The following is a 25,886-nucleotide window of genomic DNA, read 5'->3' as shown; positions in this document are numbered from 1 at the left end:
TATCATTTTTTTAGTGAAATGGTATAACTGGATTAAATCTGCTATTAAATCACCACCATAATCCACTCGAAACTGCTCCATTTCCTTCTCTTGCATCAGAGGAAACAATTCGAGATTGCTATAAGCTTGCTGAAAGGACTTTAATAATTCATTAGACATAAGCTATCACTGTATAACTTCACTATTCATATCATCACCCATCCACCCAAAACTATAAATTAAACCTCCGCGAAACTCTGCGTTAAAAAAACATTACCCTCCTCCGTCACCGGAGAAGGGTTAGGAATGAGACATCAAAATTCTCACCAACTGAGACTCAGCACTTGCTAATAAGCGTCTTGTAACTCGTAAAAATCAGGCGAGACGTAATCCTTCCGCAAAGGCCAACCCACCCAATCTTCCGGCATTAAAATCCGCTTCAGATTTGGGTGTCCTTCGTAGATAATGCCGAACATATCGTAGCTTTCACGTTCTTGCCAGTCGGCAGTTTTCCAAATCCAATATACAGAAGGCACCGTAGGATTTTCCCGTGGGAGAAATACCTTCACTCGCACTTCTTCAGGTCTATCAGCATTATCACCAACTTTGACTAAGTGATACACACTGACCAAATCCTGTCCTGGGCCAAGGTCAATACCAGATTGAAACTGGAGATAATTAAACCCATAAGCATACAAAGCTGTAGCGATGGGTAGCAAAAATTCTGGCCCGACTTTAATAATCTCTACGCCATTTTTATCAGGCGCTAAAGATTCATGATCAAAGCCATTTTCTGCCAACCACTGAGAAATCGGCCCAGATGGAACTAAAGCATCTTCCCCTGCTGGTACTGGTTTAGATTCTTCATCAGCCACGGTTCAGTTCCTCCTTGGTTTTGGAAGTTAGCAGCGCAGGTGGTACTGGTAGACCAATTGCTTCTGTCAATTCTTTTGGTGGAGTGAAGCGAGTTTCTGACTGCATATACTTACCAGTTAAAATTTCTGCTACTGGCTTCAAGTTATGAGTCGTACTATAAAAGCGGTGGGTTTGCTTAGATTGATCACGTTCTTGCATGGAATCATTAGCAATTTTCTTCCGCAGCTTAATGATCGCATCAATAATCGCTTCGGGACGGGGAGGACAACCAGGCAAATACACATCCACCGGAATCAATTTATCAACTCCGCGTACAGCTGTCGGAGAATCCACGCTGAACATCCCGCCAGTAATTGTACAAGCACCCATAGCGATGACATACTTTGGCTCAGGCATTTGTTCATAAAGACGCACTAACTGGGGTGCCATCTTCATGGTGATTGTGCCGGCAGTAATAATCAAATCAGCTTGACGGGGGCTAGAACGGGGAATTAACCCAAAGCGGTCAAAGTCAAACCGAGAACCAATTAACGCTGCAAACTCAATAAAGCAGCAAGCTGTACCAAATAGTAAAGGCCAAAGACTCGAAAGCCTAGCCCAGTTGTAGAGGTCATCAACCGTTGTCAAGATAATATTTTCTGAAAGGTCTTGAGTGACTGTCGGACGCTCAATAGGGTTGATGATTCGCTCTTTGTCGTGGGTGCTTAGATCAGAATTCAAGACCATTCCAAAGCTCCTTTACGCCATGCGTAAACTAAGGCAACTACAAGAATTGCAATAAAAATTAGCGCTTCAATGAATGCTAATAACCCTAAACGGTGAAAAGCCACCGCCCAAGGATATAGGAACACGGTTTCTACGTCAAAGACGACGAAGACCAGCGCAAACATGTAGTAGCGGATGTTGAACTGAATCCAGGCTCCCCCAATTGGTTCCATCCCAGATTCATAAGTTGTGAGGCGTTCCAGGCTGTTACCACTGGGTCTGAGAAGCTTGGAAGCAGAAAGCGCTAGGGCAGGCACTAGGCTACAGATAATTAAGAAGCCTAGAAAGTACTCGTAACCGCTGAGGACAAACACAATGAATTTCTACCGCTTATGGTGTGAATAACGCTGTTACATTTCTTTTACATTATATCTTTTCGAGTTTTCTGAAATCTGGGAAACAGACGGATTTCAGGTATTTGATTCGTTTGTGTAAGTGATAGAAAAGTCTAACAGTTATGTCATAATTTTTAACGTATATTTAATAATTCCCCTCTGGGAGACCTTAGCCATGAGCGAACAAGCTGTTGAGACTCCAGCGTTAGACCGCTATGAGTGTCGCGCCTGCGGTTATGTTTATGAACCTGAGAAGGGAGATGATAAGCATGATATCCCTTCAGGGACACTGTTTACAGAACTGCCTGTAAATTGGCGTTGTCCAGTTTGTAGTGCCAAGAAAACTGCTTTTACCAACATTGGCCCATCTGGTACAGCATCTGGTTTTAAAGAAAATCTCGGTTTTGGTTTGGGTGTTAATAAGCTCACTCCAGGGCAAAAGAATATCTTGATTTTTGGGGCTTTGGCTCTGGCGTTCTTGTTCTTTATCAGTCTTTACGGCTTACAATAAGACCCGCTATCTTTTTTTACCTAATTCTAGAGAGCGATCGCATCTCTGGGGTAAAACCTAAACGAAATTAGAAAACACTAAGAAATACTGATGCAGCCCATTGTGAGAAGCTGGCAACGCATAATTGCCTTTTTGATAGTAGTTGTTTTGTGTATAGGTTGTAGCAAAGTGCCTTCCACTAGCTTCAACCCTTGGGAAATCATCACTGTACCAACCAACGAGAAGTTGCTGGATATTGCTTTTACGCAAGATTCTCAGCATGGTTTTTTAGTAGGAAGCAACGCCACGCTTTTAGAAACCAAAGATGGGGGTAAAAATTGGCAACCCTTGTCTTTAGCATTAGACGATTCTCGGTATCGCTTTGACTCCGTAAGTTTTTCTGGGGAAGAAGGCTGGATTGTCGGCGAACCCTCGCTACTGCTACATACCACCGATGAAGGCCGTTCTTGGTCACGAATTCCTTTGAGCGAAAAGTTACCAGGTAATCCAATTACTGTTCATGCGCTGGGAACTGACTCAGCGGAAATGGCCACTGATGTAGGCGCAATTTACAAAACCACCGATGGCGGTAAAAATTGGAAAGCCCAGGTAGAAGCAGCCGTCGGCGTAGTTCGCAATATGCAACGTTCTGCTGATGGCAAATATGTCGCTGTTTCCGCCAAGGGGAGCTTTTACTCAACTTGGGAACCAGGACAAAATGCTTGGGTTCCCCATAACCGCATTAGTTCTCGGCGGGTAGAAAACATGGGTTTCAATGATCATGGCCAACTGTGGTTATTAGCGCGGGGTGGTCAGATTCAATTTAGCGAACCCAATAACGTCGAAGAATGGCAAGAAGCTGTATATCCAGAGTTATCCACCAGTTGGGGTTTACTGGATTTGGCATATCGCACACCAGAAGAACTATGGATAGGCGGCGGTAGCGGTAATTTATTGCGGAGTACTGACGGTGGTAAAACCTGGGAGAAAGACCGAGATGTGGAACAGGTAGCCGCTAATCTATATAAGATAGTGTTTCTCAAGCCAGAACAAGGATTTATTATTGGCGATCGCGGTGTCTTGCTGAAATATAACGCCAATGCAGAAAAATCTACTCCCGAAAAAGCCGCTTAGACCTAGCGAAAGTTTAGGTGTTCACGCTGATTTATGAGAAGTGCGTTGCAACTTGTAACTCTTTCTAAACTTTGTAGGATAATAAACTCAATAACAGTCTTTGTGAAGGTAGGGATCTAAATGTCAGGTACCACTGGAGAACGTCCATTTTCGGACATTATTACCAGCATTCGTTATTGGGTAATTCACAGCATCACCATCCCAGCATTATTTATTGCAGGCTGGCTATTTGTTAGCACTGGGCTGGCTTATGATGTATTTGGCACACCTCGCCCTAACGAATATTACACACAAACACGGCAAGAAGTGCCAATTGTGAAGAATCGTTATGAAGCCAAACAGCAAGTTGAAAAATTTATCGGAAAGTAGTTTGAGATCATGACTAGCGGAAATAACATCAATCAACCAGTTACCTATCCAATTTTTACAGTTAGATGGCTGGCAGTTCATACTTTAGGTGTGCCAACCGTGTTTTTCTTGGGCGCGATCGCCGCAATGCAATTTATTCAACGCTAGGAGCAAATCATGGAAAGAACGCCCAATACTAATAATCAGCCGGTTGAACTCAACCGTACTTCTTTATACCTGGGATTGCTACTGATTTTTGTTCTCGGTATTCTCTTTTCTAGTTACTTCTTTAACTAACTAGAACTGTGTTTGTGAAACTTTGTTTATCTAAAATCTGAGTTGATTTTTTATTAAGGGAGGAGGAAAATCTGTGTCTGCTGGAACTGGAAGAATTCCCCTGTGGGTTGTAGCTACAATCGCAGGTTTAGGTGTCATTACTGTTGTAGGTATCTTCTTCTACGGAGCCTACGCTGGAATCGGTTCTTCGCTATAAAAGCGATTTGAACTTAATAATATATATTCACTGAATTTTCTAGCACTTGTTTAGAAAACAGTACAAAAAAACCGTCTGACTCCCAGAGTCAGACGGTTTTATCATCATTAATTGACTTTACAATCTGGTGAATTAGCAGTTAGTAACAAATAATTGGTAAAAATTGCAGTAGCCAATTACTTGTTACTAAATACCTAATTAAGCAACGTCATCGCGCTCAATGTATACCAAAAGAAACGAGAATGTTGCAATTGGTAAAACCCAACCAATGATGGGAACCAAGATAGGAGACAAGTACGATGCAGAATAAGCCAAAATGTGAGGCAAAAATTCAGTAGACATGGTAAAGTTTCCTGTTAAATCACACTACAATTCAAGATGAGCTTACTGCAAATTCAGCCAACTTTTTTAAATTCTCAAGATTTTTAACACAGTTATGTGAAATTGGTGTTCACAAACCCAGCAATTCATCTAACTGATAATTTGGCAAGTCTGGGGGAATCACAGTCCGCACAGTTGTTGCTTTGTGACTTTCCTGCTGAGTAGAGGGATGGAATGCGATCGCCTCTAAGCGAATCTCCACACAGCCGAAGGGAATATTGATTTGAGTCATCACCTCTACACCACCCAAGGCTTTAGGTAGCAAATCTTTTAATAAATGAGGGCCATCTAATAACCCACGAGTTTGGCAATCCTCAATCCATAATTTCACCACCACCTGTGGAGGGACTTCTGGTAGTTCTACACGCACTCGTACAGACTGGCCTGCAATCAGTTCACCTTCTGGTATATACAGTTGAGGAGTAGGTAAAGCCTCAAGCATTTCCCCATCCACAGGTAATGAGTTCGATACAGCCGAGATTGACTGCTGTTTTTGCTCTCCAGCAAAATCCTCTTCGGGGTCACTATAAGTATCATCAACAACAATCTCTTGCCCTAACCAAGCTCTCGGTATTTTAATCTTTTGAGTCAGCGGTAGCTGGGTTAATGGCAATGAATAGGTAGACAATTCTTGCGGAATATTTTCTGTTTCAACTTCTGCTGAGATATTTAACTCCTCAGATTCCTCAGTAATTATGCTAGTTCCAGTGTCATCTTGAAGTTCAGAGGTACCCAAACTGCTCTGTTCTTCAATATTTTCCTCTGATTCACCATCGAGATTTTCTAAATCCGTATCTAGATTTGATGACAATTGAACATCAACACTTGGGATGAATAAGTCAGACTCTATTGCTTCCTCCTCCACCGGAGCAATTTCCGGCTCTACGACCTCAATTTGATGATTTTGCTCTGGTACAGGTGGAAGTTCAGGTACAACGTATCCTTGGCTCTGCATCCACTTCCTAATTAACGGTGATGAGTAAGGATTAACCTCTGCTATCAATTCCGAACTTAAAGGAGCAGCAGGTTCTGAGATGGAGTCATCACTAAATTCTAAACTTGGTGTGACAGCCATTTGTAGCATAGACACAGCAAATAACTCAGAATTGGTCGAAACTGACGTTTCAAGCACAGAATCATCTACATCTAGGTTCTCATCCGCTGTAATCGCTGGCTCAACTAACTGAGAATCTTCAGCTATTAGAGGTTCAGACACATCTGCTAAAGAATCTTCAGCTATTAGAGGTTCAGATACATCTGCTAAAGAATCTTCAGCTATTAGAGGTTCAGACACATCTAGTAAATTATTTGTCTCTTCTGTTGTCTCAACCGGAACACTTTTGAGGCGTTTGAGATAAGGGAAGATATTACCCAGCATCCATCCAGGACGAGTTCTAATTGATAGCTGTTCCAAGTTAATGGGTGCTAAGGGGATTGTAGTTTGGGATAGTAAAGCATTATCTTGCGACTCAATTTCCTCCTTCCCTTCCGCAGTCACCTCTGTGAGATCATCGTTAATGGCGATCGCACTAGTTTGATTTTCTGGGAACTTTGGCAATTGTGGTAGTTGTGGCGATCGCAAATCTCCCGATTTCTTGAGAGAAAACAGATTAATTTGTTCTGGTAAAGGCTGGTTCGGCGATGGCAAAATAGTTTGAGGTTGTGTTAAAGAAGTTTTCACAAGGTTAAAAAGTTCCAAACCCAAACTTACAGATGTTTCTGGCTCTTGATTTGGTGGAGAAACCCCTACAACGCTAGAGTTATCTAAAAAGTTTTGCTGACTAGATTTAGTCACTGCTGCCATCGCCAGTAATTCTGTTACATCCGCCGTAATTGTAAAAGAGCGACTAGCTAAAAGTATGACATCATCAAAATCACTAATGGCGCCATATAAACTTAGTTCGCCCAAAAGCAGCTTAGATTCACAATCAATCGGAATATTAATAGCAGAGTTAATCGTAAAAGGCAATAAATTATCTGCTAAAGGTTGCCGTACCTGAGCTAAAATTCCCGAACTCAAAGGTGAGCGTAGCTCAATTTTGACCTCTAGTGCATGAAAAGTAGTTGAGTACTGTGGCTCATCTTCCAGATTTGGCTGTGTTTGTAACTCTACATAAGCATTAATACTCAGTCCTTGTCCCCAACGAGCAACATAGTTTTCTTGCTCTAAAGTCAGCCTGAGAGGTGGTACTGGTTGTATCGTTTCCACTTCTTCAAGCTGTTCATCCTCTAATAATGAGGTAGGTAAAGCTTGATCTATTAAACTTTGTAATATTTGCTCTGCCGTTTCACCTTTCAGCCATACCGGATTAACAGGCTGATCGATCATTCCATCTTCATATTTTTCAGCAGACAGCTGAGAAATAACCAAGCTACTGTAAGGAGTTTCTTCTCTGACGACTGACAGAGTGTGTTTATCCGTTACTACAGTTTCTTCGACAGACAGTTCGCTATCAGTAATTTCCTCTGTGGCGGTTTGAATGCGATCGCTTGTGGGTAAAGCTTCTTCACTAATAACCGAGTCACTAGCAGGGAATTCTTCTGTGGTGGTGGGAATGTGATCGCTTGTAGGTAAAGTTTCTTCACTGACAACCGCATCAGTAGCAGGGATTTCCTCTGTGGCGGTTTGAATGCGATCGCTTGTGGGTAAAGCTTCTTCACTAATAACCGAGTCAGTAGCAGGGAATTCTTCTGTGGTGGTGGGAATGCGATCGCTTGTAGGTAAAGTTTCTTCACTAATAACCGAGTCAGTAACAGAGATTTCTTCTGTGATAGTTTGAATGCGATCGCTTGTAGGTAAAGCTTCTCCACTAATAACCGAGTCAGTAACAGAGATTTCTTCTGTGATAGTTTGAATGCGATCGCTTGTAGGTAAAGCTTCTCCACTAATAACCGCATCACTAGCAGGGAATTCTTCTGTGGTGGTGGGAATGCGATCACTTGTAGGTAAAGTTTCTTCACTAATAACCGAGTCACTAGCAGGGAATTCTTCTGCTGTTGTGAGAACAGTATCATCACTGGCTATTGATGCAATTTCGGCAGAAAGTTCGTTAGTAACTAAATTGCTCTGTGTATGAGACTCTGAACCTAGAGAAATCGGCTGTTTACCAACACTACTGTCTGGCTCATCAAAATTTTGTGTGTATGGCAAGGGAACCATGAAAAATTCCTGAGAATTTGACTCTAAATTGCCACCACCCGCTAATTTATCGATTTCGCCATCTGCCAAAGTAGACAAGACTTGCAGATAGACACTCTGTTGCCATGATTTACCAAAAATATCTGACATCAAATCGCCAGAACAACGTAATTCCCATATTCCCGGCTTGAGGAGCGTAAAGGGAATTACCGCCATTAAACCTTCTGAGGTAGTGCGCCGCGATTGCTTTTGAATTCGCCGTTTAGGGGGAACTTCTTGAGTTGAAGAGTGAGTTACCCGCACTTCCACATCCGTATTGGGAAGGTCAGAACGAGCTAAAACTCTATACCGACCTTCTAAAATTTGTATATTTGGCGATTCCAAGGTGTGCCAAGAGCGATCGCCCTGTTTCTGGATGAGAAATTGCCAGTGTTCCATTTTGAGTGATGCCCAGACCGAAGAGCAGCTGAGTAATATTTTGCATTACTTTGCTTGCAAGTTTACCTCAGCAATTTATAATTGCATCACTTATTATCATGTTTTGAGTCAAACACTGACATTTTTTTATCAAAATCCATAATCAACCGCATCTACCAAAATGGATACAACGCTGATGTTAAGCCAGAACCTGGGTATTTTTTCAGAAAATTAAACAGGGTCAAGACAAATATTACCCAATCACCAGTTACTCGATTGGATAGATTGACTTCACCCAGCAAACTAAAAAGTATTAATGCAATTGAGCCACTTACTCAAATTTCAGTCGTCAAACTCCATAAAGGCTGTGGTAGTAAGCCAAAATTTGCTGCACCCGTTGTCGGCTTGCAAGACGAGAGTTAGGAGACCAAGATATCCACAAACCATTAATTTGGCTTTGATTGTAATCAAATTGTTGAGATGACTGAGGAATTAAACCCGCTTCCACTCCTTCCACTTGGCGCAGATGAGCAGCTATCTCTCGATAGACAGCTAGAGGTAAACCAGCAAATTCAAATTTTTCTTGAGTATCCATCCTTAAGATGCTCCGACAGCAATAAGATTTTGAGTTGGTATGGTTGATGAAATCGATTTACCAGCAGTAGCAGATGTCACTGATGGCGTTGAGTTAGCAGGAGCTTCACCTACCATTCTGGCAACTTCAATACCGTATTGTTCCAGAATCACGATCGGATTTGAACCCTGATTCATTTCAATCCGTTTAATCAACAGACCGTTTGCTAATCTCTGTCCCGCTTGTACATAGCGACTTGAAGGCTCATTAGGGATTTGAATAATAGCTTGGGGTTCTCTACCAATCAAAACTACGCCAGTCACCACCACTGCTTTTGCTAAATCTGGTTGGGGTGCAGGTGGTAATACAGATCCAAAAGGACTACTAGGAACAACTTGTGGCAAAACCCTAGGCAGAATAGATTTGGGAGCCTGCGCGAATTGAATGGCAGTTTTTTTCGCTATAGCCGCAGCAATGCTGATTGGCATTTTGCGATTTTTGGCAATAGCTGTTGGTAAGGGAGGTAATCGAGGAATCTGCTTGGCATTCGGATTTTGCCCCACTTCAGAACCAATCGGACTAACAATTTGTGCAAATGGATCAGGCCGCCCTTTAGACACTAAATCTATCCGGGTTTTGCCATTAGTGGGCTGAATTAAGGTAGGAGTAAGATAAACAACGTTAGTTGCCTTTTTCGTAGACACCACAGGGTTATTAAAAGATTGAGCCTGAGTCGCTGGCGCTGCTGGGGGTGGCGCTGCGGCTGGTGGTGCTGCTGGAGCCGCAGGAGTCGGCGCAGGAGTACTGGCTTGTGGTGTGTTTTCTGAGGCGCATCCAGCGATCGCCAAAGTTAAAATAGTTGCAATTGCAATTTTGGAATTTATGGCCATTAGCCGTTCTCAAAAGCTATAGGAAAAATTTGCTTGGGAAAATTTACACAGCCTGTTTTTATTTCAGACAAAGTATTTTCCTTTTATAACCTAAATTATTAGATTTTAAGGGTTGTTTTTAGCATAATTAAACCAGTACAAACACGGTTTTATTTTGCTTAAATTTAATCATCTGTTGCACACATGAGATGTTTTAATAAATCCAACCCTTTCTTGACTCTGCGAGAAACCGTAACTACACTAATACCCAAGTGTTCAGCTACTTGTTTTTGTGTCAAATCTTGCAAAAACACACATTCTAAAACTTCACGAGTACACTTTTCTAGCTGAAACAATGCTTGTTGTAAACGCAGTTGGTCTTCTTGAGCTAGTTGAAAGCTACGGTAGTGAGGATCGGGGACTAATTCTCCTAAACTGGTAGCTCCTTCTTCCGAGTCTTGAATTGGCACATCTAGGCTCAGAGGAGCGCGATTAATCCATGCTAATTTGATTTCTTGCCACTCACTCAGAGTAATATCCAAGGCTGCTGCTAATTCAGAGTCTGTAGGTTGGCGGTTATATTTTTCTCGTAAAGAACGAGAAACTCCAATGGCTTGCTGTTGTAGTGCCAAATAGCGTCTAGGAATTCTGACAGTTACACCTTTATCCCGCAGGTAGTGTTGAATTTCACCACGAATATAGGGAATAGCAAAGGAACTGAAAGCGTGTCCTTTAGAAATTTCAAATCTTTCAATAGCTCGAATTAGACCTAAACAACCAACTTGGAGCAAATCATCATAGCTTTCACGACATTGGTTAATCCAGTAGTGAGCTTCTTTTCTTACCAGTCCAAAATTGAGTTTTACCAGTTGATTGCGGATGTTTTCCGAGCGAGATTCTTTATATTCTCGCAACAACTGCCAAATTTCATGCTTCAGTTCATTGGTGGCTGTGGTAGGCATAGCACCGCGTTTATTTAGCAAATAAACAGTTAATTAGGCACTTTTAAACAAGCTAAGATTACAAAATTTCACAGCACACAGCCTGCTATATTAACCAGAGATATCCTCTGTCATACAGCATTGCTATCACTATGAAAATTTGAATAATCGAGCAATATTTAAATAAGCGAAATTGTTTTTTAGTTATTGTGATTTGGTATTAGCTGTAGCTGATTAAAACTACATATAAACAAAATATGAAATAATTTACTTGATTTAAAACCGAAATTGTACTTAATTTATTTAATCGATTATGAAGTGAATCTCTTATGATTTGGCTGCATGAATAAAAATTTTATTATCAGTGAACATACTGTATTTATGGCAAATAATTAATATGATTTTTAAAATTGTTCAGTAACTAAGCGTAAACACAGATTATGCACAATTGAAGAATTTATAGTAGTTAATGAAACCGAGGAAAAGTTTACTTTTTTGCTAAGACAATAAAAAAAGGGCTGGTCGCCCTTTTATAGTGAAATATGTTGCCATTTAGGTCAATTTAGTTCAAAATTCACCTATCCATTCCCTAAAGACTGATATGAAATTTTGTGATGAAGCCTAATGGCTCAAAATTGTGATCTTAAATGCCAGCAATGTGCTGAGTTTAAGAACGAGTTGGCTCAACTCTGGCGTAAAACAAACCGCGAATCTTCACTTCCTTGGGTTCACCGGCTCCCAAGTCAGTATCAGATGGTTGTTCACTCTCAAATGTGCCAGCAATTTCACCACTAGAGCTATCTATTTTGGCTACTTGCAGAGAAATCTTACCTTTCAGAATTTCGGCACGCTTGACATTAGCACGGGTGAGTTCTTCATCATCTGCTTGAGCAGGAAGAGCAACAGCATTGTCATAACCACTAACGATACCGCGACCTTTGGGATCTAAGAAGGCTGCGCCACGATAAGAAGGCACTTTAAATTGACCTTCAAAGTCAGTAGAAGTATTGATACTGGTTAAACCAGATTGTGTTTGAGCAACTAAGTCTTTAATGGTGAAGAGGAAAGGTACTCGCTCACCACCAGGAAGTTGAACTGTTATAGCTTGGAAGTCTAAACCATCTTCTTCAACAAAAGTCAAGCTACCATCTGAGTTGAACTTGAGCGGCCCTTGTACTTGGTCAATGGTGGAAGTGTATCTAGTTAACAGTTTTCCAGGTACAAATTCGGCTGTTTGCCGTTTATTAGCTGGTTCTTCTTTGACAAAGAAGTTAGTTGGTTCCAAGCAAAGTTCTTTGATGCTATATGACTGGCTACCATCAATGGGAATGGAGCCACGGCTTGTTTCTGCCAATTGAGGGCATTTGTTAGCCAAGCCAGTCCCACGAATTTGTTCGTAGGTTAGTACATCTCTACCACTAGACTCTGGAGCATCACTACAAGCAGTTAATAGCCCCAAGCATAAAGCCAAGAATGCAACAATTAAAGCGCGATACCTCATGGTCAACCTCAATGTCAAAAATTAATATCTAAGTTGTAAAACTGCACGAAGTTTTGATCTCTGACGAAAAGCTGTCCTCACCGATAGCCAGTTTTTCCCGAAGGGTAGGCTTGCTGTTGGTGATGCTTTTAACGTCGGGCTTCACACCGTGCAACTACCGTAGGCATTTGCAGGGTTTTAGAAGCCTTTCTGTATTATGTATGTATTGCCACTACATACAGCCCATTGCTTTATAGGGAAATCAGCCAGATCATACGATTTTTTTTAACTCAAAATCAAAGCACTCTAGTTTAAAGTAGGAAGTCTTTGATCCTATCTAGCTTCCTAGGAGGCTGTAATCAAAGCCACCACTCTCTTTTGCGAGAGATTGCTATTGTTTTTGATTTGGACTGAGTTCAAAAAATTATTGGGGAGACTAATCTGGCAAAGAGGAGATTTTGAACTAGACTGACTAAGTTCCTTTGAGACAGTGAAAACGAATAGTAGTAGCAAATACTTCAAAATCAGCCATGAGCAACTCCTAGAAGCTTAGAGAAGCCTGATATTTTTGAATGTAAGGATTATGTATTAACCACTGGCGATCGCGCCTGAAAACCGACAATCTTCGGTAAATTTGAGTAGACCTAATTTTGACAGAGAGAGTTGCATGAGCAACAAAAGTTTTGAATCGACAGATTTTTCTGAGGAATTGGAAAAAATTGCCTCAGCAGTGAATGATGTAGCGAGGGATTGCCAAGGAGATCCACTCGCTCTTTTAAACTTGCTGCGGCAGTTGGAGTATTTACATCGAGCAATTCGGGATGGTGTTTTTCAGGAGAGTCTGCCCGATAATCGCCAGCAACTTTACTCACTACTGAAAGATATTGAGTCTGAGGGTGGCTGGCCTTACATTGAGAGGATGAGACTCAAAGCTTTTCTAGAAAATTTGCTACCAGAGGTGATGAAAGAAAACAGCGATTAAAAAATTTGCAAAGCGATCGCTCTTGGTTTGATCAACTGAAATCTTTACTGGCCAGGACTAATGCCATCACACAAAAAGCGATCGCGTTCTTCAACATTATGGTTGTGACTAAGGTAATTGTCTGCCCAGTTACAACCACGCAACAGTAAGTCTTCCAAATGCAAATTCCACAAAATGATTGTGTTATCATCACTTGCCGATGCTAATGTATGACCATCAGGGCTAAAACTCACACTCAAGACTGGGGCGCGATGTCCATTCAGGGTTTTAATTAACTTGCCATCACGACTCCACAGTTTGACTGTGCTATCCCAACTAGCAGCCGCCAGTAATTCACCATTGGGGCTGAAAGTCACGGAATTAACACTATCGCTGTAGCCCTTTAACAATGTTTTTAACAAAGTACCATCGCGTCGCCATAATCTCACAGTGTTATCCCAACTAGCAGAAGCGATTAATTGGTCAGTAGGGCTGAAGCTAACACCCAATACCCAACTGTCATGGGGTGAAAACGTTTTGATCAAAGTACCATCCCGTCGCCACAGTTTGACTGTTTGATCATCACTAGCAGAGGCAAGCAGCTGGCTATCAGGACTAAAATTAACGCTGTTCACCCAACCTTGGTGTCCTACCAAGGTTGTGAGTAATTGACCGTCACGGCTCCACAGTTTGATTGTTTTGTCTTTACTGGCTGATGCTAATAGCTGGCCATCAGGACTAAAACTGACACTCATAACACTATCAGTATGTCCTTGCAAGGTCTTGAGTAAAGTGCCATCCCGCCGCCAAATTTTTACTGTTTTGTCATAACTACCTGATGCCAGCAGTTCACCGAAAGGGTCAAAACTCACACTCGGAACTTTATCTGTATGCCCTACTAAAGTTTTGTAAAGTCGGGTTGTGGCTTCGCCACGAATTGTTTCTCTTTGCCAGAGTTTCACTGTGCGATCGCGGCTACCAGAAGCCAACATCTGCCCATCAGGACTCCATGCAACACTCAAAACTCTATCTTGATGCCCCCGCAAAATTGGTAATGTTGGTGCATCCAAACTCCAAATTTTGACACTTTTGTCATAACTTCCTGATGCCAATATTTTGTTATCTGGGCTAAAAGCCACACTAGCCACCGCATCACTATGGCCTTTAAAGGTTTTGAGTAATGTGCCGGTGCTACTCCAGAGGTTAACAGTATTGTCATCACTTCCTGACGCTAACCTTTGCCCATCAATGCTGAAATTCAGGCTCCAAATTGTACTAGTATGCTGCTCTAAATTTTTATAAGCTTGAAAGTCAAAGTTATCATCACTATTTGGCTGTCGCTGCCACAATTTGATAATTTTATCTCTACCTGCTGAAGCAATCATTTGCCCATCAGGACTAAAAGTCACAACAGTTACACCATTTTGATGTCCAGAAAGTGTTTTGACTAGTGTGCCATCGCGTCGCCAAATTTTTACAGTGCGATCGTCACTAGCTGAAGCAATTAATTGACCATCAGGGCTGAAACTGACCCAATTTACCCACCCTTGATGTCCTTTCAGAACTTTGACTAAAGTACCGTCCTTACGCCAAAGTTTGACTGTGGCATCTTTATTACCTGTCGCCAGCAACTCTCCATCGGGACTGTAACTCACACAATAAACCCAGCCTCGGTCTACTAGGGTTTTGGCTGGTTGTAAATCAAATTCGCCCGTAATTGGGTTTTTCTGCCAGATTTGTACAGTTTTGTCGAGGCTGGAAGATGCGAGACTTTGCCCATCGGGGCTAAAACTCACGCTGGTGACTGACTCAGTATGACCTTTCAGGGTTTGTAGCAAAGTTCCATCAGGTCGCCAAAGTTTTACTGTTTGATCGCGGCTACCAGAAGCCAATAACTTGCCATCGGGACTAAAAGCAACACCCCAAACAATATCAGTGTGTCCTTCCAAACGATTTAACTCCGACACCCCATAAACTGCCTGTTGTAAGGCAGTTACTACACGCATTCGAGTTTCTGGTAACACTTCGTCTGCTTGTTTCAACTTTCTCCAGGCGCGTAAACCTTCTAAAAGAGCATCAAACTCTTTGTTGGAAGCAAATAAAGCTTCACTAGTTGCGGCGATCGCACTAATTTTCAAATTAGTTTCACTACGTTCGGCGCGAATTGTTTGACGAATTGCGGCTCTTTTTTGCAAGTCGGCTTGCCACCATAAAGCGGCAATAGTTCCACCCATAATTGCCAACACAACACCTGCTATGCGTGCTTCTCGCAACCGCCTTTGCAAAATTAAATTGAGATGTTCTTGAGAAAGCTTTTGTGCGACTTCAGCGCGTTTTTTTTCAGATTTGACTTTTTCGAGTTCAGCAACTATGCCATAACTATTTCTCTGACGAATTGGCTCTACCAAATAATCATGAACTAATTGATAGCGATCGCCTAATTCTTCACGTAACCGCAATATCAAACCTGAACCTACTAAAATTTCGAGAATTAGCTCACAGTCTGATTTTGTGCCAGATGTTGTATGGATATTCTTTCCTAAAGCAATGGCTAAATCAGATTTAGTCTTGAGGGGACGAAAGCCTTTTTCATCAGTTAGCTCAAATAATAATTGCCAACTTAAATCTTCATTTTCTTTGCCACAATCCTTGATCACTTCCTCAAGCCAGCGCTCGACCAGCTTTGCTGAACTACCACAAATTTTATATTGTTCGAGTGTCGTGATATTTTCTGCTTGTAACTGCACTCCAACTATTTGTAATTCGATTGGATTTACTTCTCCTGATTCTCCAGCTAAATCCTGGACTAGCTGATGAATTAATTCATCACTCATTTCATAGTGGGAGCGTTTTGTAAAACTGTAAATAATTCCTCTTGTATCCTCTATAGAAAATTTACCTAAAAAATAACGAATATCTTTATCGAGAATGTTTTTATTAATTACACCTAAATCATATAAATAATCATTATTTTCTTTACTAAAACGTTCAAATTCTAACAAATAATGTAAATAATCTTCTCTTAAAGAAATAATTGTTTTTACATAAGGAATATTCAAACAGGCAATGAAGAATTTATAAAATTCTAATCTTTGGCTGGAGTTACTGGTAAAGAAAAATTCTTCAAACTGGTCAAATATAATAACTATTATATGATTACATTCAGTTGCTAAACGTAGCTTTTCTATGAGGATAGTAGGTGTAAATTCTACAGCAATTGCTAATTCTGACTGTGCTAAAGTTTGGTTGATACTACGTCCCAAAGCTGTTACCCAATCTGTATATCCTGATAAAACAATCGGTAAAGGAATCCTTTCACCAATAACTCTTCCCTTTAAAGCAGGTACTAAACCAGCTTTAATAGTTGAACTTTTACCAACTCCTGATTGTCCATGTATGATAGTTAATTTATGATCAGCGCGGGTAATTCTTTCAATTAAACGGTTAACATCTTGCAGCCGTCCAGAAGCAGCTATTTCTTGAGCGATATCTTCTGGGATAAATGATATTTTTTGGGTTTCTAAAACAGGGTTAATTCTGTAGCGTTTTGGCTGTAATTGACTGGCTCCAATAAATACACGAAAACCATATTGGTGTTCTATTTGAACTTTTTCTTGCTTGAGATTGAATGCTTCTGCATAATCATGGCGCTCAAAGAAGTAGAGCGATCGCAATTCTTCTAAAATTTCTAAATATAGCGATGGTTCATACTGTAGTTCACAAACTACCCTGGCCCATTCTAAATTACTAATTGCTTCTTCCCATTGCCCTAAATGTTTCTGAGTCCGAGCCAACAATAAAAGATACCAACTTTCCTGCTGTCGAGAAACTTCTGTTGCTAATTCGGCAATAGAAAGTGCGGTATTAGCTAATTCATGCGCCAATACCCAATTATTGCGTGATGCTGCTACATCTGCTAAAAAACCATAATCTTGTGCTACTTTAGCAGTATTTCCATACCTTTCATGTAGATGTAAAGACTTTTGTGCTAATACTTCTAGCTCATCCAAATATTTTAAACGTTGCAGCATTTCACAAGCAGGCAAAATAAATTTTGCTACTAAATCTTGTCTTTGTAATTGTTCTAATAAATCTAAACACCTCTGAAACCATGAAAGAGCATGTTGACAATAGTTACTATTAGTAATTTGATGTAAGTCAGCCATACGGCGATAACATAGACCCACATGGAATAAGACTATTGCCTGTCGAATTCTGTAAGCATAATTATGTTCTAATTTTTCATCTAATACTTCTATTTTTTGAACTATTTCATTTTCTCGTTTAGCCTCTCTCTGCCATAAACTTAAGCTTCTTTGATAATGAGCTAATGCACTATTAATTTGGTCACTAGCGTATTTATCTCGTCCTAAAACAAATTCTAAACTAGCTTCTAACCCTGGCTCTAGTTGAACACTATACAGACGTAGTAAATCATTTCTGGCAGACTCAATTTCGTGACGATGTTGTGATTTAGGTGCTAAATCAAGAGCAGCGTTAGATAAAAATTTTTCCGCACCTGCTTCTAAAAATTTAGCAAACAGTGATTCTGTCTCTTGACGTATTAAGGCAATTAAATCTTCTTTTGACAATTCAAACTTAATAGTAGTGGCAGCCCAACTTTTGAAATCTGGTGCTAGTTTGGTCAGCATTGTTGCTACTTCATCTTGTAGCCACAACACCACAGGAAAAGGAAAAGTTGCTGTATAGATATCTCTAGCTTGATTAAGACTCGTTAATAAGTCTTCCAGTGCCAGAATTGACTCTAAACCAAAAACCATGACTGCTGATGGTAGAGAATCTGTAATTACGGCAGGATGATCTAGACTTAATTTTGTAATGATTGTTGTATGTAAGGCTTTAGTTGCTGGTTGGAGATAGATTTCTTGTAAGTTTATATCTTTTGTCAGAGAGCGAATATTTTCTAGCATTTGCTCTCTTAATTGCTGATAGTTACATCGCACAAGAATAAGAGCAAATTGGCCTTTAGAAAGCTTGATTGAGCGCACTAACCTTTGCAGAGAATTCTTATTATGATTAACACTCTCTACTGTGAACGGGGATTTTGTCATATCTCAAAACCGGAATACAGCCTCAACAGGAAAAATTGCTCATTATAAATTAGTCACTAGTCAAATGAAGATGGACTAATGACTGATGCTAATAATTATTAGCTCACTCAGTACGATTATATTTTTTGCTGCCAAGCAATAACTTTTTCTGTCTCTGCTAATGCTGGACTAATCCCAAACCAACGACCAACAGGATCGCGGTATTCAAATAAATACATACTTCGCAGCAAGCTTTGATACTCAGATTCTCCTTTTACGCTCTGCTGTTGTACAACCTCAAATAGTAGTTCCCACTGATATTCATCAATAGCTAATAGCAAGTCATCTCGATAGTCTTTAATTACTGCTTCTAAACAGTCCCCAGAAAAAGGAGGATCTTGGCGTTGCAGACAGCTATATAGCAATCCTAATAAGTTACGGATGTGGCCGCCACTCACACGACATAAACGGTCGAGGGTTTCAGGATACTCAAATAATTCTGTGATTAACGACAGCCTTTCGTTGTAGGAAACTTCTGGAAAAGCTCTGGCTAAAACTAACTGGCGCAGTAGTAACATCCCCGGTTCATAGTCACTACCATCTCTTTGCCTAACTCTTACCATTGGTAATACTTTAGGTGCAATACCTCCACCTAAGCGGTTTTTGAGTGTTTCATACTCATTAGAAAAAATTAACGCTAGGGGAATAGTGTAGACTACATGACATTTGAGGCGGCGTAATTGTTCACCTCGGTCTATGAATAGATATTCTGGTTGTGTCCGCCCAGATGCTAAGGGACGCATATCTACTCGATCTAAATTATCAACAATAACAACTAAACCTTTTTGACCTCTGAGTTTAAGTTGTTCAACAGCTTTTTCTAGAACCTCTTCGTTAATTGCTTGCAAAATACTATTAGTGCGTGGTTCTAGATATTGCCTGAGTTGATTTCGTACCTGGGCGCTATCTTTGGTTTTGGCTGTAATTTTCGCAATTCCCAAAGACAACTCTGCTTGTCCAGAAAGTTCTATAGGGCTTTGCAAAAAATCTCCAATTTCTTTGAAGAGATTGATAAAGTAATGTGGTTGAACTTGGATCTTAATTGCTTCTAAACTAGCGCTGACTTGACGAGCTACACTCAGTAAAATATCGCTGACATCGATATCCGCCATATCCAAGTCTTGACTAGATTCAAAGTAAACTACATGAAATCCTACAGCTTCTAGTTCTGCTTTGAGGCGTTGTAATTCTGTAGATTTACCACAACCAATATGACCTGTAAATAACTGACAGGTAGGTTCATCGGGAGAAATACGGCTGATTGTACGTTGCAATTCTTCGACAATTTTGCAGCCACGTACATTGGCAAAATCTATATAGTACTGCTGATCAAGCCGATCGCTCATGTTGAGCGCGTAGCTAGGGTTACATGCTTTATAAAAGCGTGACAAATACTCTGTATTAATCATTGAGATGTAGATGCAGTTGTAGATACTGTGTTGTTTGTCTATTTATATACGAAGCATCTCTAGTTAAGTTATAGCTATTAGATGAACTCACCTTTGTGTTTTGAATTTCAGGTGAGTTTCACTAGGTAAGCTTTTGTTACCAGTGACTATTAGACAATACTAGAGATGTAATTGTCCCTGATAAATCCAGTATATCTGTCTTTTAGCCTTATTTTGTTGAGCTTTTGACAATCTTTAAGCTTTTACTTGACTGAATACAAACTTATATGCAGTTGTTAATGTCGTCAAGATAATTAGCAGACAGCAAAATTTTGATATGTATTTATTTAATTAGCAATTTAAGTATTTACTCTTAGATTAATTTAGAGTTTATCTCAGATATAAATGCTGGTAAAATTTTTACTTCTTAGATTAAGGCAGAATCAGCATTTGCTGTTCTCAATCATTCACAAGAACCGAGAAGCATATTTATGGCCAATACTCTTCTTCCCCGCACGATGTTTACAAATCAAATAGGATTGCTATAATGTCAAGCTCAAGATTATGTTTTGTCATTTGAGTTAAATGTGGAACACAAGATTGCTTTTGCGACAAAACATCTGTGTCTCGAAATTAGCTATATTTTTTGACAATTAATGCGATATGCGTCGCAGAAAGGCATAATTACTGTAAAGAAGTTACCTATTGCAAGTGCATAGAATAGTATTTTTGTCAATATTGATTCGTTGGCCAGGTTAGTAGGCGATCGCGGTAACTGAAGTTCACCAGAATTAACTTAATGGCAACTCAACACTGCAAAATAAAATAGGTAAAGTTTCTCATACCTAAATTTTGCTGTTGTTGCTGTAAGGTGATACTGAAAACCATAGAGAATTCTGCACTTAACCAAATTTATCAGCCAAATTAAAAATTTAGATTGTAATTAACAAGAGGTGAGAATGGCAGGTATTGTCTCCGTTTCTCAGACAGATTTAGCCCAGCGCCGCAAAAAATTACGTCGGCAGAGGCAAATGAAAATTATTCAAGCTATTTGGCGAACTGTGGCCATTAGCGGTTTAGCTGGGGGGTCGCTTTGGGTAGCACTTCAACCTGTATGGGTACTCAATGATCCCAAACAAATTGTGATCAAGTCAGGGAATCAAATCCTGCCAGAAACAGCAATTAAGTCGATGCTGAAGCTATCTTATCCTCAATCTTTATGGAAGGTTGAACCTGCGGCGATCGCTGACTCTTTGAAAAAACAACCGACAATCGCTCAAGCAATTGTTAATCGGCGCTTGTTTCCGCCTGGGTTAATTATCGAAATCCAAGAACGTGTACCTGTAGCAATGGCTCAAAGGTTTGCAGAAGCTAATACTCCAGCTAAAAATAAACAGTCTTCTACTGGTTTGCTAGATGCCAATGGTGTTTGGATACCGTTAGAAAAATATACATTAGTGAATCCAAAGTTGAAATTACCAAGTCTGAAAGTTGTTGGCACACCAGAACAATATCAGAAATATTGGAGTCAACTGTATCCCTCACTAAGTCAAAGTTCTGTGAAAATTATGGAAGTTAATTTTCAAGATTTAACGAATTTAATCCTGAAAACCGAAATCGGCAATGTACATTTTGGTACTCCCAGTTCACTATTAGCAGAACAAATCAAGGTACTGACACAACTACGAAATTTACCTGCCAAAATTAATCCTAGTCAAATAGAGTATATTGATCTCAAAAATCCTGACTCCCCCATAGTACATATGATCCAAAAAAGCCCAAAGGTTGACTCGCAAATACCCTAAGAAACAGTCTATATTAATTTACATGTATCAAATATTATCAGTAAATTAAGAAATTTGATGCTAATAGAGAAATATATAAGTTTATTGATAATTTTCACTTTTTTGACAATACACTCAAAAAATTAGCGTGAACTTTTAATAAGAGATAACAGGAGGCTTAATTACCAAGTCTCCTTTGTGGCTATCAACCCAAATTTTTCTTTATCTCTAAAATCTAGTGATATGTATGTAGAAGATAAATTTTAGTTTTTAGGTTGCAATTATCGCCAATGGTTAAATCTATCAACTATATTATTAAAGCAGATAAGACGCGACACCTTGCATCTTTATCAGTTATGTTATCTGCTCAATTATATAAGCTTAGTGTGCTTTGTAAGCTCATGGAGTTTAGATTTTACAAAGGAAAACAAGTCAATACTACAGATGATAAAAGTAAAAGTAACCCTAATTTTGAGTATTATTTAATATTAAGAAATAATAAAATTTACTCATTAAACTCCAGAAAAGCGAAAGTTAGCACACAAAAAACTATCACAGGTAGTTGTAAAATTAATGACCAACTTAAATCATTAACCAAAATCATAGGAGGGCATTCAGTATGCCAAATTTATACTATGCAAAATCGGCAACATAGTAGTAAAGCTATCAATAGCTTATTAAAGTTAGACAGATCAACTTTAGGTAAATGTAGGTATACTTCTCTAGAATTAGCTATGCGATCGCCTGCTTTAACAGCTGCTTCCATAGCAAACTTTCGGATTGACAATTTTGTTAAAGTGGTCAGTCATGTTCACAATCAAGAGCAGTACCTATAGATTTTGGCAGTGTCAAACTATAGTTGATTCTGAGGTGAATAACACCCGGAAAAGTCGTTTATCTACCTTTCACAAATCCAATGACGCTTGATAATAACCAAGGGCTTACCTATAAAAACTCCCAATCTGTGGGACAATCAGGATTTTCGCTGGCAGTGAACTCAAATAATCCCTTTAATCATTCTGGGCTGAACTTTGCTCAAGGCCAAGACAGTAAAAAAATATCAGTAGAAAATAGCCGCATTGGCGAGATTGTTCCAGGTAGAGTCGCCAACATCAAAGTAATTGGTGTTGGTGGTGGTGGTGGTAATGCCGTGAACCGGATGATCGAGTCTGATGTGAGTGGCGTGGAGTTTTGGTCAATTAATACTGATGCTCAAGCTTTAACTTTAGCTGGAGCGCCAAGTCGGCTGCAAATTGGACAAAAGTTAACCCGTGGTTTAGGCGCAGGGGGCAATCCGGCGATTGGGCAGAAGGCCGCTGAAGAATCACGCGATGAAATTGCCACAGCTTTAGAGGGTGCTGATTTAGTATTCATCACTGCGGGGATGGGGGGTGGAACTGGAACAGGTGCTGCGCCAATAGTTGCAGAAGTAGCTAAAGAAATGGGCGCTCTGACAGTTGGTGTGGTAACACGTCCCTTTGTATTTGAGGGTCGTCGCCGTACCAGCCAAGCAGAACAAGGCATTGAAGGACTGAAAAGTCGGGTAGATACACTGATTATCATCCCCAACAACAAATTATTAGAAGTGATTCCCGAACAGACACCTGTACAGGAAGCTTTTCGTTATGCAGATGATGTGCTGCGTCAAGGGGTTCAAGGTATTTCTGACATCATCACCATCCCTGGTTTAGTCAACGTTGACTTTGCAGATGTGCGAGCCGTGATGGCAGATGCGGGATCAGCACTGATGGGGATTGGGATTAGCTCAGGAAAATCACGAGCTAGGGAAGCGGCGATCGCAGCCATTTCTTCACCTTTGCTAGAATCTTCGATTGAAGGAGCTAGAGGAGTAGTCTTCAACATTACTGGCGGTAGTGACTTAACCTTGCATGAAGTGAATGCAGCCGCAGAAACAATTTATGAGGTAGTTGATCCCAACGCCAATATTATTTTTGGTGCAGTAATTGATGACAGACTACAAGGCGAAGTCAGAATTACCGTGATTGCAACTGGTTTCACAGGTGAAGGCCCAACAGCACCACCACAAAATGCCAGCAATCCTCGTGTAGCACCTGCACAAAAAAAACCAGCATCTCAATCACCAACAGCGAATCCATCTACACCAGTAGCAGAACCTAAAGAAAAATCAGGTTTAGACATTCCTGAATTTCTCCAAAGACGGCGTACTCCACCAGGCAAATGATTAATTGTGAATTTGAGATTTTAAATGAAATTTGCAGTTTCAGTTCAGACTGAGCGCTGTATAAAATTTGCTAATTCCTAAGTTTCACGAGGAACAGAAGCAAAAATTCTGTTGCCATTTTTGATTTTGCTAATTGGTGAAAAACTCCTCCAAACTACTTACAGGCTAAATTTATTTGGGCAAGAGTCTGCTGACTCCTATGTCCTAATTTTGTATTTAGAAAAAATGTTGAGCGGAGTCACGATTGATTTCTGTATTAGCACCTGTCTCAAAAGCGAGAAGCCTTACCTGACAGGTGCGATCGCTCAAATTATGCCCTTGGTTCTAGAGTTACTTGACAGTACATCACCAAGGCTGACCGTGAAATATTCAAAATAATCGCAATTATTTTATTTTTTAGCTTGTAGTCTCTGTTCCACCCATTGAATTACCTGATGACCTAAACGAGTACCATTGAGTCTATCGATTTCCCGAATTCCTGTAGGACTGGTAACGTTGACTTCTGTTAGGTAACCACCAATCACATCAATCCCGACAAAAATTAAGCCATCTTGGCGTAATTTCTCAGCTAGGCGAGTACATATTTCATGTTCTCTAGGAGTAATTTCAGTTTCCGCCACTGTACCACCAGCGGCCATATTGTTGCGGAAATCACTGCCACTAGAAAGACGATTTAAAGCACCAATTGGCTCGCCATAAAGCAAGATGATGCGCTTATCTCCGTCTTTAGCCTCTGGTAAATAGGTTTGCACCATCACAGGTAATTTTCCCTGATAGGTGCTAAGTTCCACAATAGAGTTAAAGTTGCGATCGCCTGCTTGTAAAAATAAAATCCCTTCCCCAGCTTTGTTACCCAGTGGTTTGAGAACCGTCGCGCCTTTAGCTTCAACAAATTGTCGGATAAACTGCTTATCAGCACTGACAATAGTTTCGGGAATTACTTTACTAAATTGGAGGGCATACATTTTTTCGTTTGCCCTCCTGATACCATTGGGATTGTTAATTACCAAAGTTTTGTTTTGGTCAACATAATCGAGAATGTAGGTAGCAAATAGGTAAGAATCATTAACGGGTGGATCTGTCCGCATAAATACGGCATCCATTGTTTCCAGATTCATCAAGGAGCGCTCATTCAGCTGATACCAAGGATTCGCTGCTACCCAACGTCCCTCTACTAACTGTATTGGTACTAGTTCTACCTGTTGCAGAATAGCCCATGCTTTACCTTCTACCACACTCAGCCAGTTTGCCTGAGTTATCCAGATTTCATGCCCTAAAGTTTGTGCTGCTTCCATCAAAGCAACACTGGTATCATGACATGGGTCAAGCTGATGGATGGGATCAATAATAAAAGCCAGTTTCACGCTGTTTGCCTCAATCGCCAGGAAATTCTAAGTTCTTCAATTTAGATTAACTCCTGATGATTTAACTAACTCACAAACATTGGCAGCAGAAAACAGCTTAATGCTAATACTTGCTCATTTTATATATTACTGTCACCAGCTAGTAGCTCATCTAGCTTGCCTTGACGGTCTAAGGCGTGAATATCATCACAACCACCAATATGGTGATCGTTAATAAAAATTTGGGGTACAGAACGTTTGCCATTAGCTCTTTGAGCCATTTTATGCCGTGCGTCTTCGTCACCATCAATGCTGTATTCTGTAAATTCAACGCCCTTACTGGTCAGCAAACTTTTGGCACGGATGCAAAATGGGCAAGTCCTCCAAGTGTAAATTTCTACGTTAGCAGCCATAATGTCCTCTATTTGGTTTTATACTCCTCAATTCTAAAACCTCGTTATCCGTTCTAGTTGCTTTAAGCTTGTTTGTCGCCCAAAAATCAATCTGCATAAATTTTAGGGCTTGTACATCAAGGAATTATTGCTCAAAAAAATTGGGCAAGAAGTGTTTATCTACTTCTCAACCCATATCTAATTAATATGAGAACTCAAAAGTCCTATTTAGGCTGGCAAGTTATCTTGTTGATTTTTTCTCTTCAGTCTTATAGTACTCAGCCCAAATAAGCTTAAAGCTACAAGTGTGCTAGGTTCAGGGACTTTCTTCGGTTTAGGCAGGGAACTAGATGGTTGATAGTAAGTTGTAGGAGATGGCGCTGGTGCGGGTGCGGGCGCTGGTGAAGGTGCGGGCGCTGGTGCTGGCGCTGGTGCTGGTACGGGTGCGGGTGCTGGTGCGGGTGCGGGTGCGGGTGCGGGTGC

24 protein-coding genes are annotated in these 25,886 nt (G+C 40.4%); 10 read left to right on the top strand and 14 right to left on the bottom strand.

The features are described 5' to 3' along the window. Positions 1–326 precede the first annotated feature (326 nt). Genes NCWK1_RS28200 through ndhC form a run of 3 tightly spaced genes read right to left on the bottom strand, consistent with a single transcriptional unit; the run spans position 327 to position 1,934 of the window. Positions 327–854 carry an NAD(P)H-quinone oxidoreductase subunit J gene (locus NCWK1_RS28200; protein WP_103126966.1) on the bottom strand — a complete coding sequence of 176 codons (528 nt, stop codon included), beginning with the start codon at positions 852–854 and terminating at the stop codon, positions 327–329. Continuing rightward, positions 847–1,581, bottom strand: coding sequence for an NADH dehydrogenase subunit K (locus tag NCWK1_RS28195; protein WP_103126965.1), 735 nt, complete (start codon positions 1,579–1,581; stop codon positions 847–849). The genes NCWK1_RS28200 and NCWK1_RS28195 overlap by 8 nt, the downstream gene beginning before the upstream one ends. After that, the gene (ndhC, locus tag NCWK1_RS28190; RefSeq protein WP_015115283.1) at positions 1,572–1,934 is read right to left on the bottom strand and encodes a photosynthetic/respiratory NAD(P)H-quinone oxidoreductase subunit C; all 363 of its coding nucleotides are present in this window, start codon (positions 1,932–1,934) and stop codon (positions 1,572–1,574) included. The genes NCWK1_RS28195 and ndhC overlap by 10 nt, the downstream gene beginning before the upstream one ends. Positions 1,935–2,130: 196 nt before the next feature. On the opposite strand from ndhC, the gene NCWK1_RS28185 reads away from it, so the two are divergent. From NCWK1_RS28185 to NCWK1_RS28160, 6 genes are all read left to right on the top strand, one after another. Beyond that, on the top strand, positions 2,131–2,466 hold the full coding sequence (locus tag NCWK1_RS28185; protein WP_096578392.1) for a rubredoxin: 336 nt from the start codon (positions 2,131–2,133) through the stop codon (positions 2,464–2,466). Between the two features lie 90 nt (positions 2,467–2,556). Next, positions 2,557–3,579, top strand: coding sequence for a photosynthesis system II assembly factor Ycf48 (locus tag NCWK1_RS28180; protein ID WP_096578394.1), 1,023 nt, complete (start codon positions 2,557–2,559; stop codon positions 3,577–3,579). Between the two features lie 120 nt (positions 3,580–3,699). Continuing rightward, the gene (psbE, locus tag NCWK1_RS28175) at positions 3,700–3,948 is read left to right on the top strand and encodes a cytochrome b559 subunit alpha (protein WP_015115280.1); all 249 of its coding nucleotides are present in this window, start codon (positions 3,700–3,702) and stop codon (positions 3,946–3,948) included. 9 nt (positions 3,949–3,957) lie between these two features. Beyond that, positions 3,958–4,095, top strand: a complete 138-nt coding sequence (gene psbF, locus NCWK1_RS28170; protein WP_015115279.1) for a cytochrome b559 subunit beta — start codon at positions 3,958–3,960, stop codon at positions 4,093–4,095. A gap of 9 nt (positions 4,096–4,104) precedes the next feature. Continuing rightward, positions 4,105–4,224 (top strand): photosystem II reaction center protein PsbL, encoded by a 120-nt coding sequence (locus NCWK1_RS28165; protein WP_096604190.1) that lies wholly within the window; start codon positions 4,105–4,107, stop codon positions 4,222–4,224. 73 nt (positions 4,225–4,297) lie between these two features. After that, positions 4,298–4,420: a photosystem II reaction center protein J gene (locus NCWK1_RS28160; protein WP_062295774.1), complete on the top strand. Its 123-nt coding sequence runs from the start codon at positions 4,298–4,300 to the stop codon at positions 4,418–4,420. Between the two features lie 198 nt (positions 4,421–4,618). Here the strand turns inward: NCWK1_RS28160 and NCWK1_RS28155 are convergent, their stop codons facing one another. The 6 genes from NCWK1_RS28155 to psbO all read right to left on the bottom strand — a co-directional run bounded on the left by NCWK1_RS28155 (position 4,619) and on the right by psbO (position 12,242). After that, complete coding sequence (locus NCWK1_RS28155) at positions 4,619–4,762, bottom strand: photosystem I reaction center subunit VIII (RefSeq protein ID WP_096578396.1); 144 nt, start codon at positions 4,760–4,762, stop codon at positions 4,619–4,621. Between the two features lie 109 nt (positions 4,763–4,871). Next, a complete protein-coding gene (locus NCWK1_RS30655) occupies positions 4,872–8,378 on the bottom strand; it encodes a hypothetical protein (RefSeq protein WP_422730894.1) in 3,507 nt (1,168 codons plus the stop codon). A gap of 328 nt (positions 8,379–8,706) precedes the next feature. Continuing rightward, positions 8,707–8,952: a hypothetical protein gene (locus NCWK1_RS28145; protein ID WP_096578398.1), complete on the bottom strand. Its 246-nt coding sequence runs from the start codon at positions 8,950–8,952 to the stop codon at positions 8,707–8,709. A gap of 2 nt (positions 8,953–8,954) precedes the next feature. Next, on the bottom strand, positions 8,955–9,821 hold the full coding sequence (locus NCWK1_RS28140; RefSeq protein ID WP_103126964.1) for a hypothetical protein: 867 nt from the start codon (positions 9,819–9,821) through the stop codon (positions 8,955–8,957). A gap of 164 nt (positions 9,822–9,985) precedes the next feature. Beyond that, positions 9,986–10,762, bottom strand: a complete 777-nt coding sequence (locus tag NCWK1_RS28135) for an RNA polymerase sigma factor SigF (protein WP_096578402.1) — start codon at positions 10,760–10,762, stop codon at positions 9,986–9,988. A gap of 646 nt (positions 10,763–11,408) precedes the next feature. Beyond that, entirely contained in the window at positions 11,409–12,242 is an 834-nt protein-coding gene (psbO, locus tag NCWK1_RS28130) for a photosystem II manganese-stabilizing polypeptide (protein ID WP_096578404.1), read from the bottom strand. Positions 12,243–12,888: 646 nt separating this feature from the next. On the opposite strand from psbO, the gene NCWK1_RS28125 reads away from it, so the two are divergent. Continuing rightward, positions 12,889–13,203 carry a hypothetical protein gene (locus tag NCWK1_RS28125; protein ID WP_103126963.1) on the top strand — a complete coding sequence of 105 codons (315 nt, stop codon included), beginning with the start codon at positions 12,889–12,891 and terminating at the stop codon, positions 13,201–13,203. 44 nt (positions 13,204–13,247) lie between these two features. Here the strand turns inward: NCWK1_RS28125 and NCWK1_RS28120 are convergent, their stop codons facing one another. Both NCWK1_RS28120 and NCWK1_RS28115 read right to left on the bottom strand, forming a co-directional pair. Beyond that, positions 13,248–18,254 (bottom strand): WD40 domain-containing protein, encoded by a 5,007-nt coding sequence (locus tag NCWK1_RS28120; RefSeq protein WP_103126962.1) that lies wholly within the window; start codon positions 18,252–18,254, stop codon positions 13,248–13,250. 116 nt (positions 18,255–18,370) lie between these two features. After that, positions 18,371–19,702: a P-loop NTPase fold protein gene (locus tag NCWK1_RS28115; protein ID WP_096578410.1), complete on the bottom strand. Its 1,332-nt coding sequence runs from the start codon at positions 19,700–19,702 to the stop codon at positions 18,371–18,373. Between the two features lie 938 nt (positions 19,703–20,640). Between NCWK1_RS28115 and NCWK1_RS28110 the strand changes: the two genes are divergently transcribed. From NCWK1_RS28110 to ftsZ, 3 genes are all read left to right on the top strand, one after another. Then, positions 20,641–21,486 (top strand): cell division protein FtsQ/DivIB, encoded by an 846-nt coding sequence (locus tag NCWK1_RS28110; protein ID WP_103126961.1) that lies wholly within the window; start codon positions 20,641–20,643, stop codon positions 21,484–21,486. Positions 21,487–21,755: 269 nt separating this feature from the next. Next, entirely contained in the window at positions 21,756–22,301 is a 546-nt protein-coding gene (locus NCWK1_RS28105; RefSeq protein WP_096578414.1) for a hypothetical protein, read from the top strand. 80 nt (positions 22,302–22,381) lie between these two features. Next, the gene (ftsZ, locus tag NCWK1_RS28100; RefSeq protein ID WP_044501075.1) at positions 22,382–23,668 is read left to right on the top strand and encodes a cell division protein FtsZ; all 1,287 of its coding nucleotides are present in this window, start codon (positions 22,382–22,384) and stop codon (positions 23,666–23,668) included. Between the two features lie 389 nt (positions 23,669–24,057). Here ftsZ and gshB read toward each other — a convergent pair whose 3' ends face one another. The 3 genes from gshB to NCWK1_RS28085 form a co-directional block, all read right to left on the bottom strand. Continuing rightward, entirely contained in the window at positions 24,058–25,032 is a 975-nt protein-coding gene (gene gshB, locus NCWK1_RS28095) for a glutathione synthase (protein ID WP_103126960.1), read from the bottom strand. A 119-nt stretch (positions 25,033–25,151) separates the two neighbouring features. Beyond that, complete coding sequence (gene grxC / locus NCWK1_RS28090; protein WP_103126959.1) at positions 25,152–25,424, bottom strand: glutaredoxin 3; 273 nt, start codon at positions 25,422–25,424, stop codon at positions 25,152–25,154. 207 nt (positions 25,425–25,631) lie between these two features. Continuing rightward, positions 25,632–25,886: PEP-CTERM sorting domain-containing protein (locus tag NCWK1_RS28085; protein ID WP_187308267.1), on the bottom strand; the 255-nt coding region annotated here is incomplete at its 5' end.

The sequence above is a fragment of the Nostoc cycadae WK-1 genome (assembly GCF_002897135.1).
GTDB lineage: Bacteria > Cyanobacteriota > Cyanobacteriia > Cyanobacteriales > Nostocaceae > Nostoc_B.
This window is presented reverse-complemented; position numbering and strand designations above follow the sequence as displayed.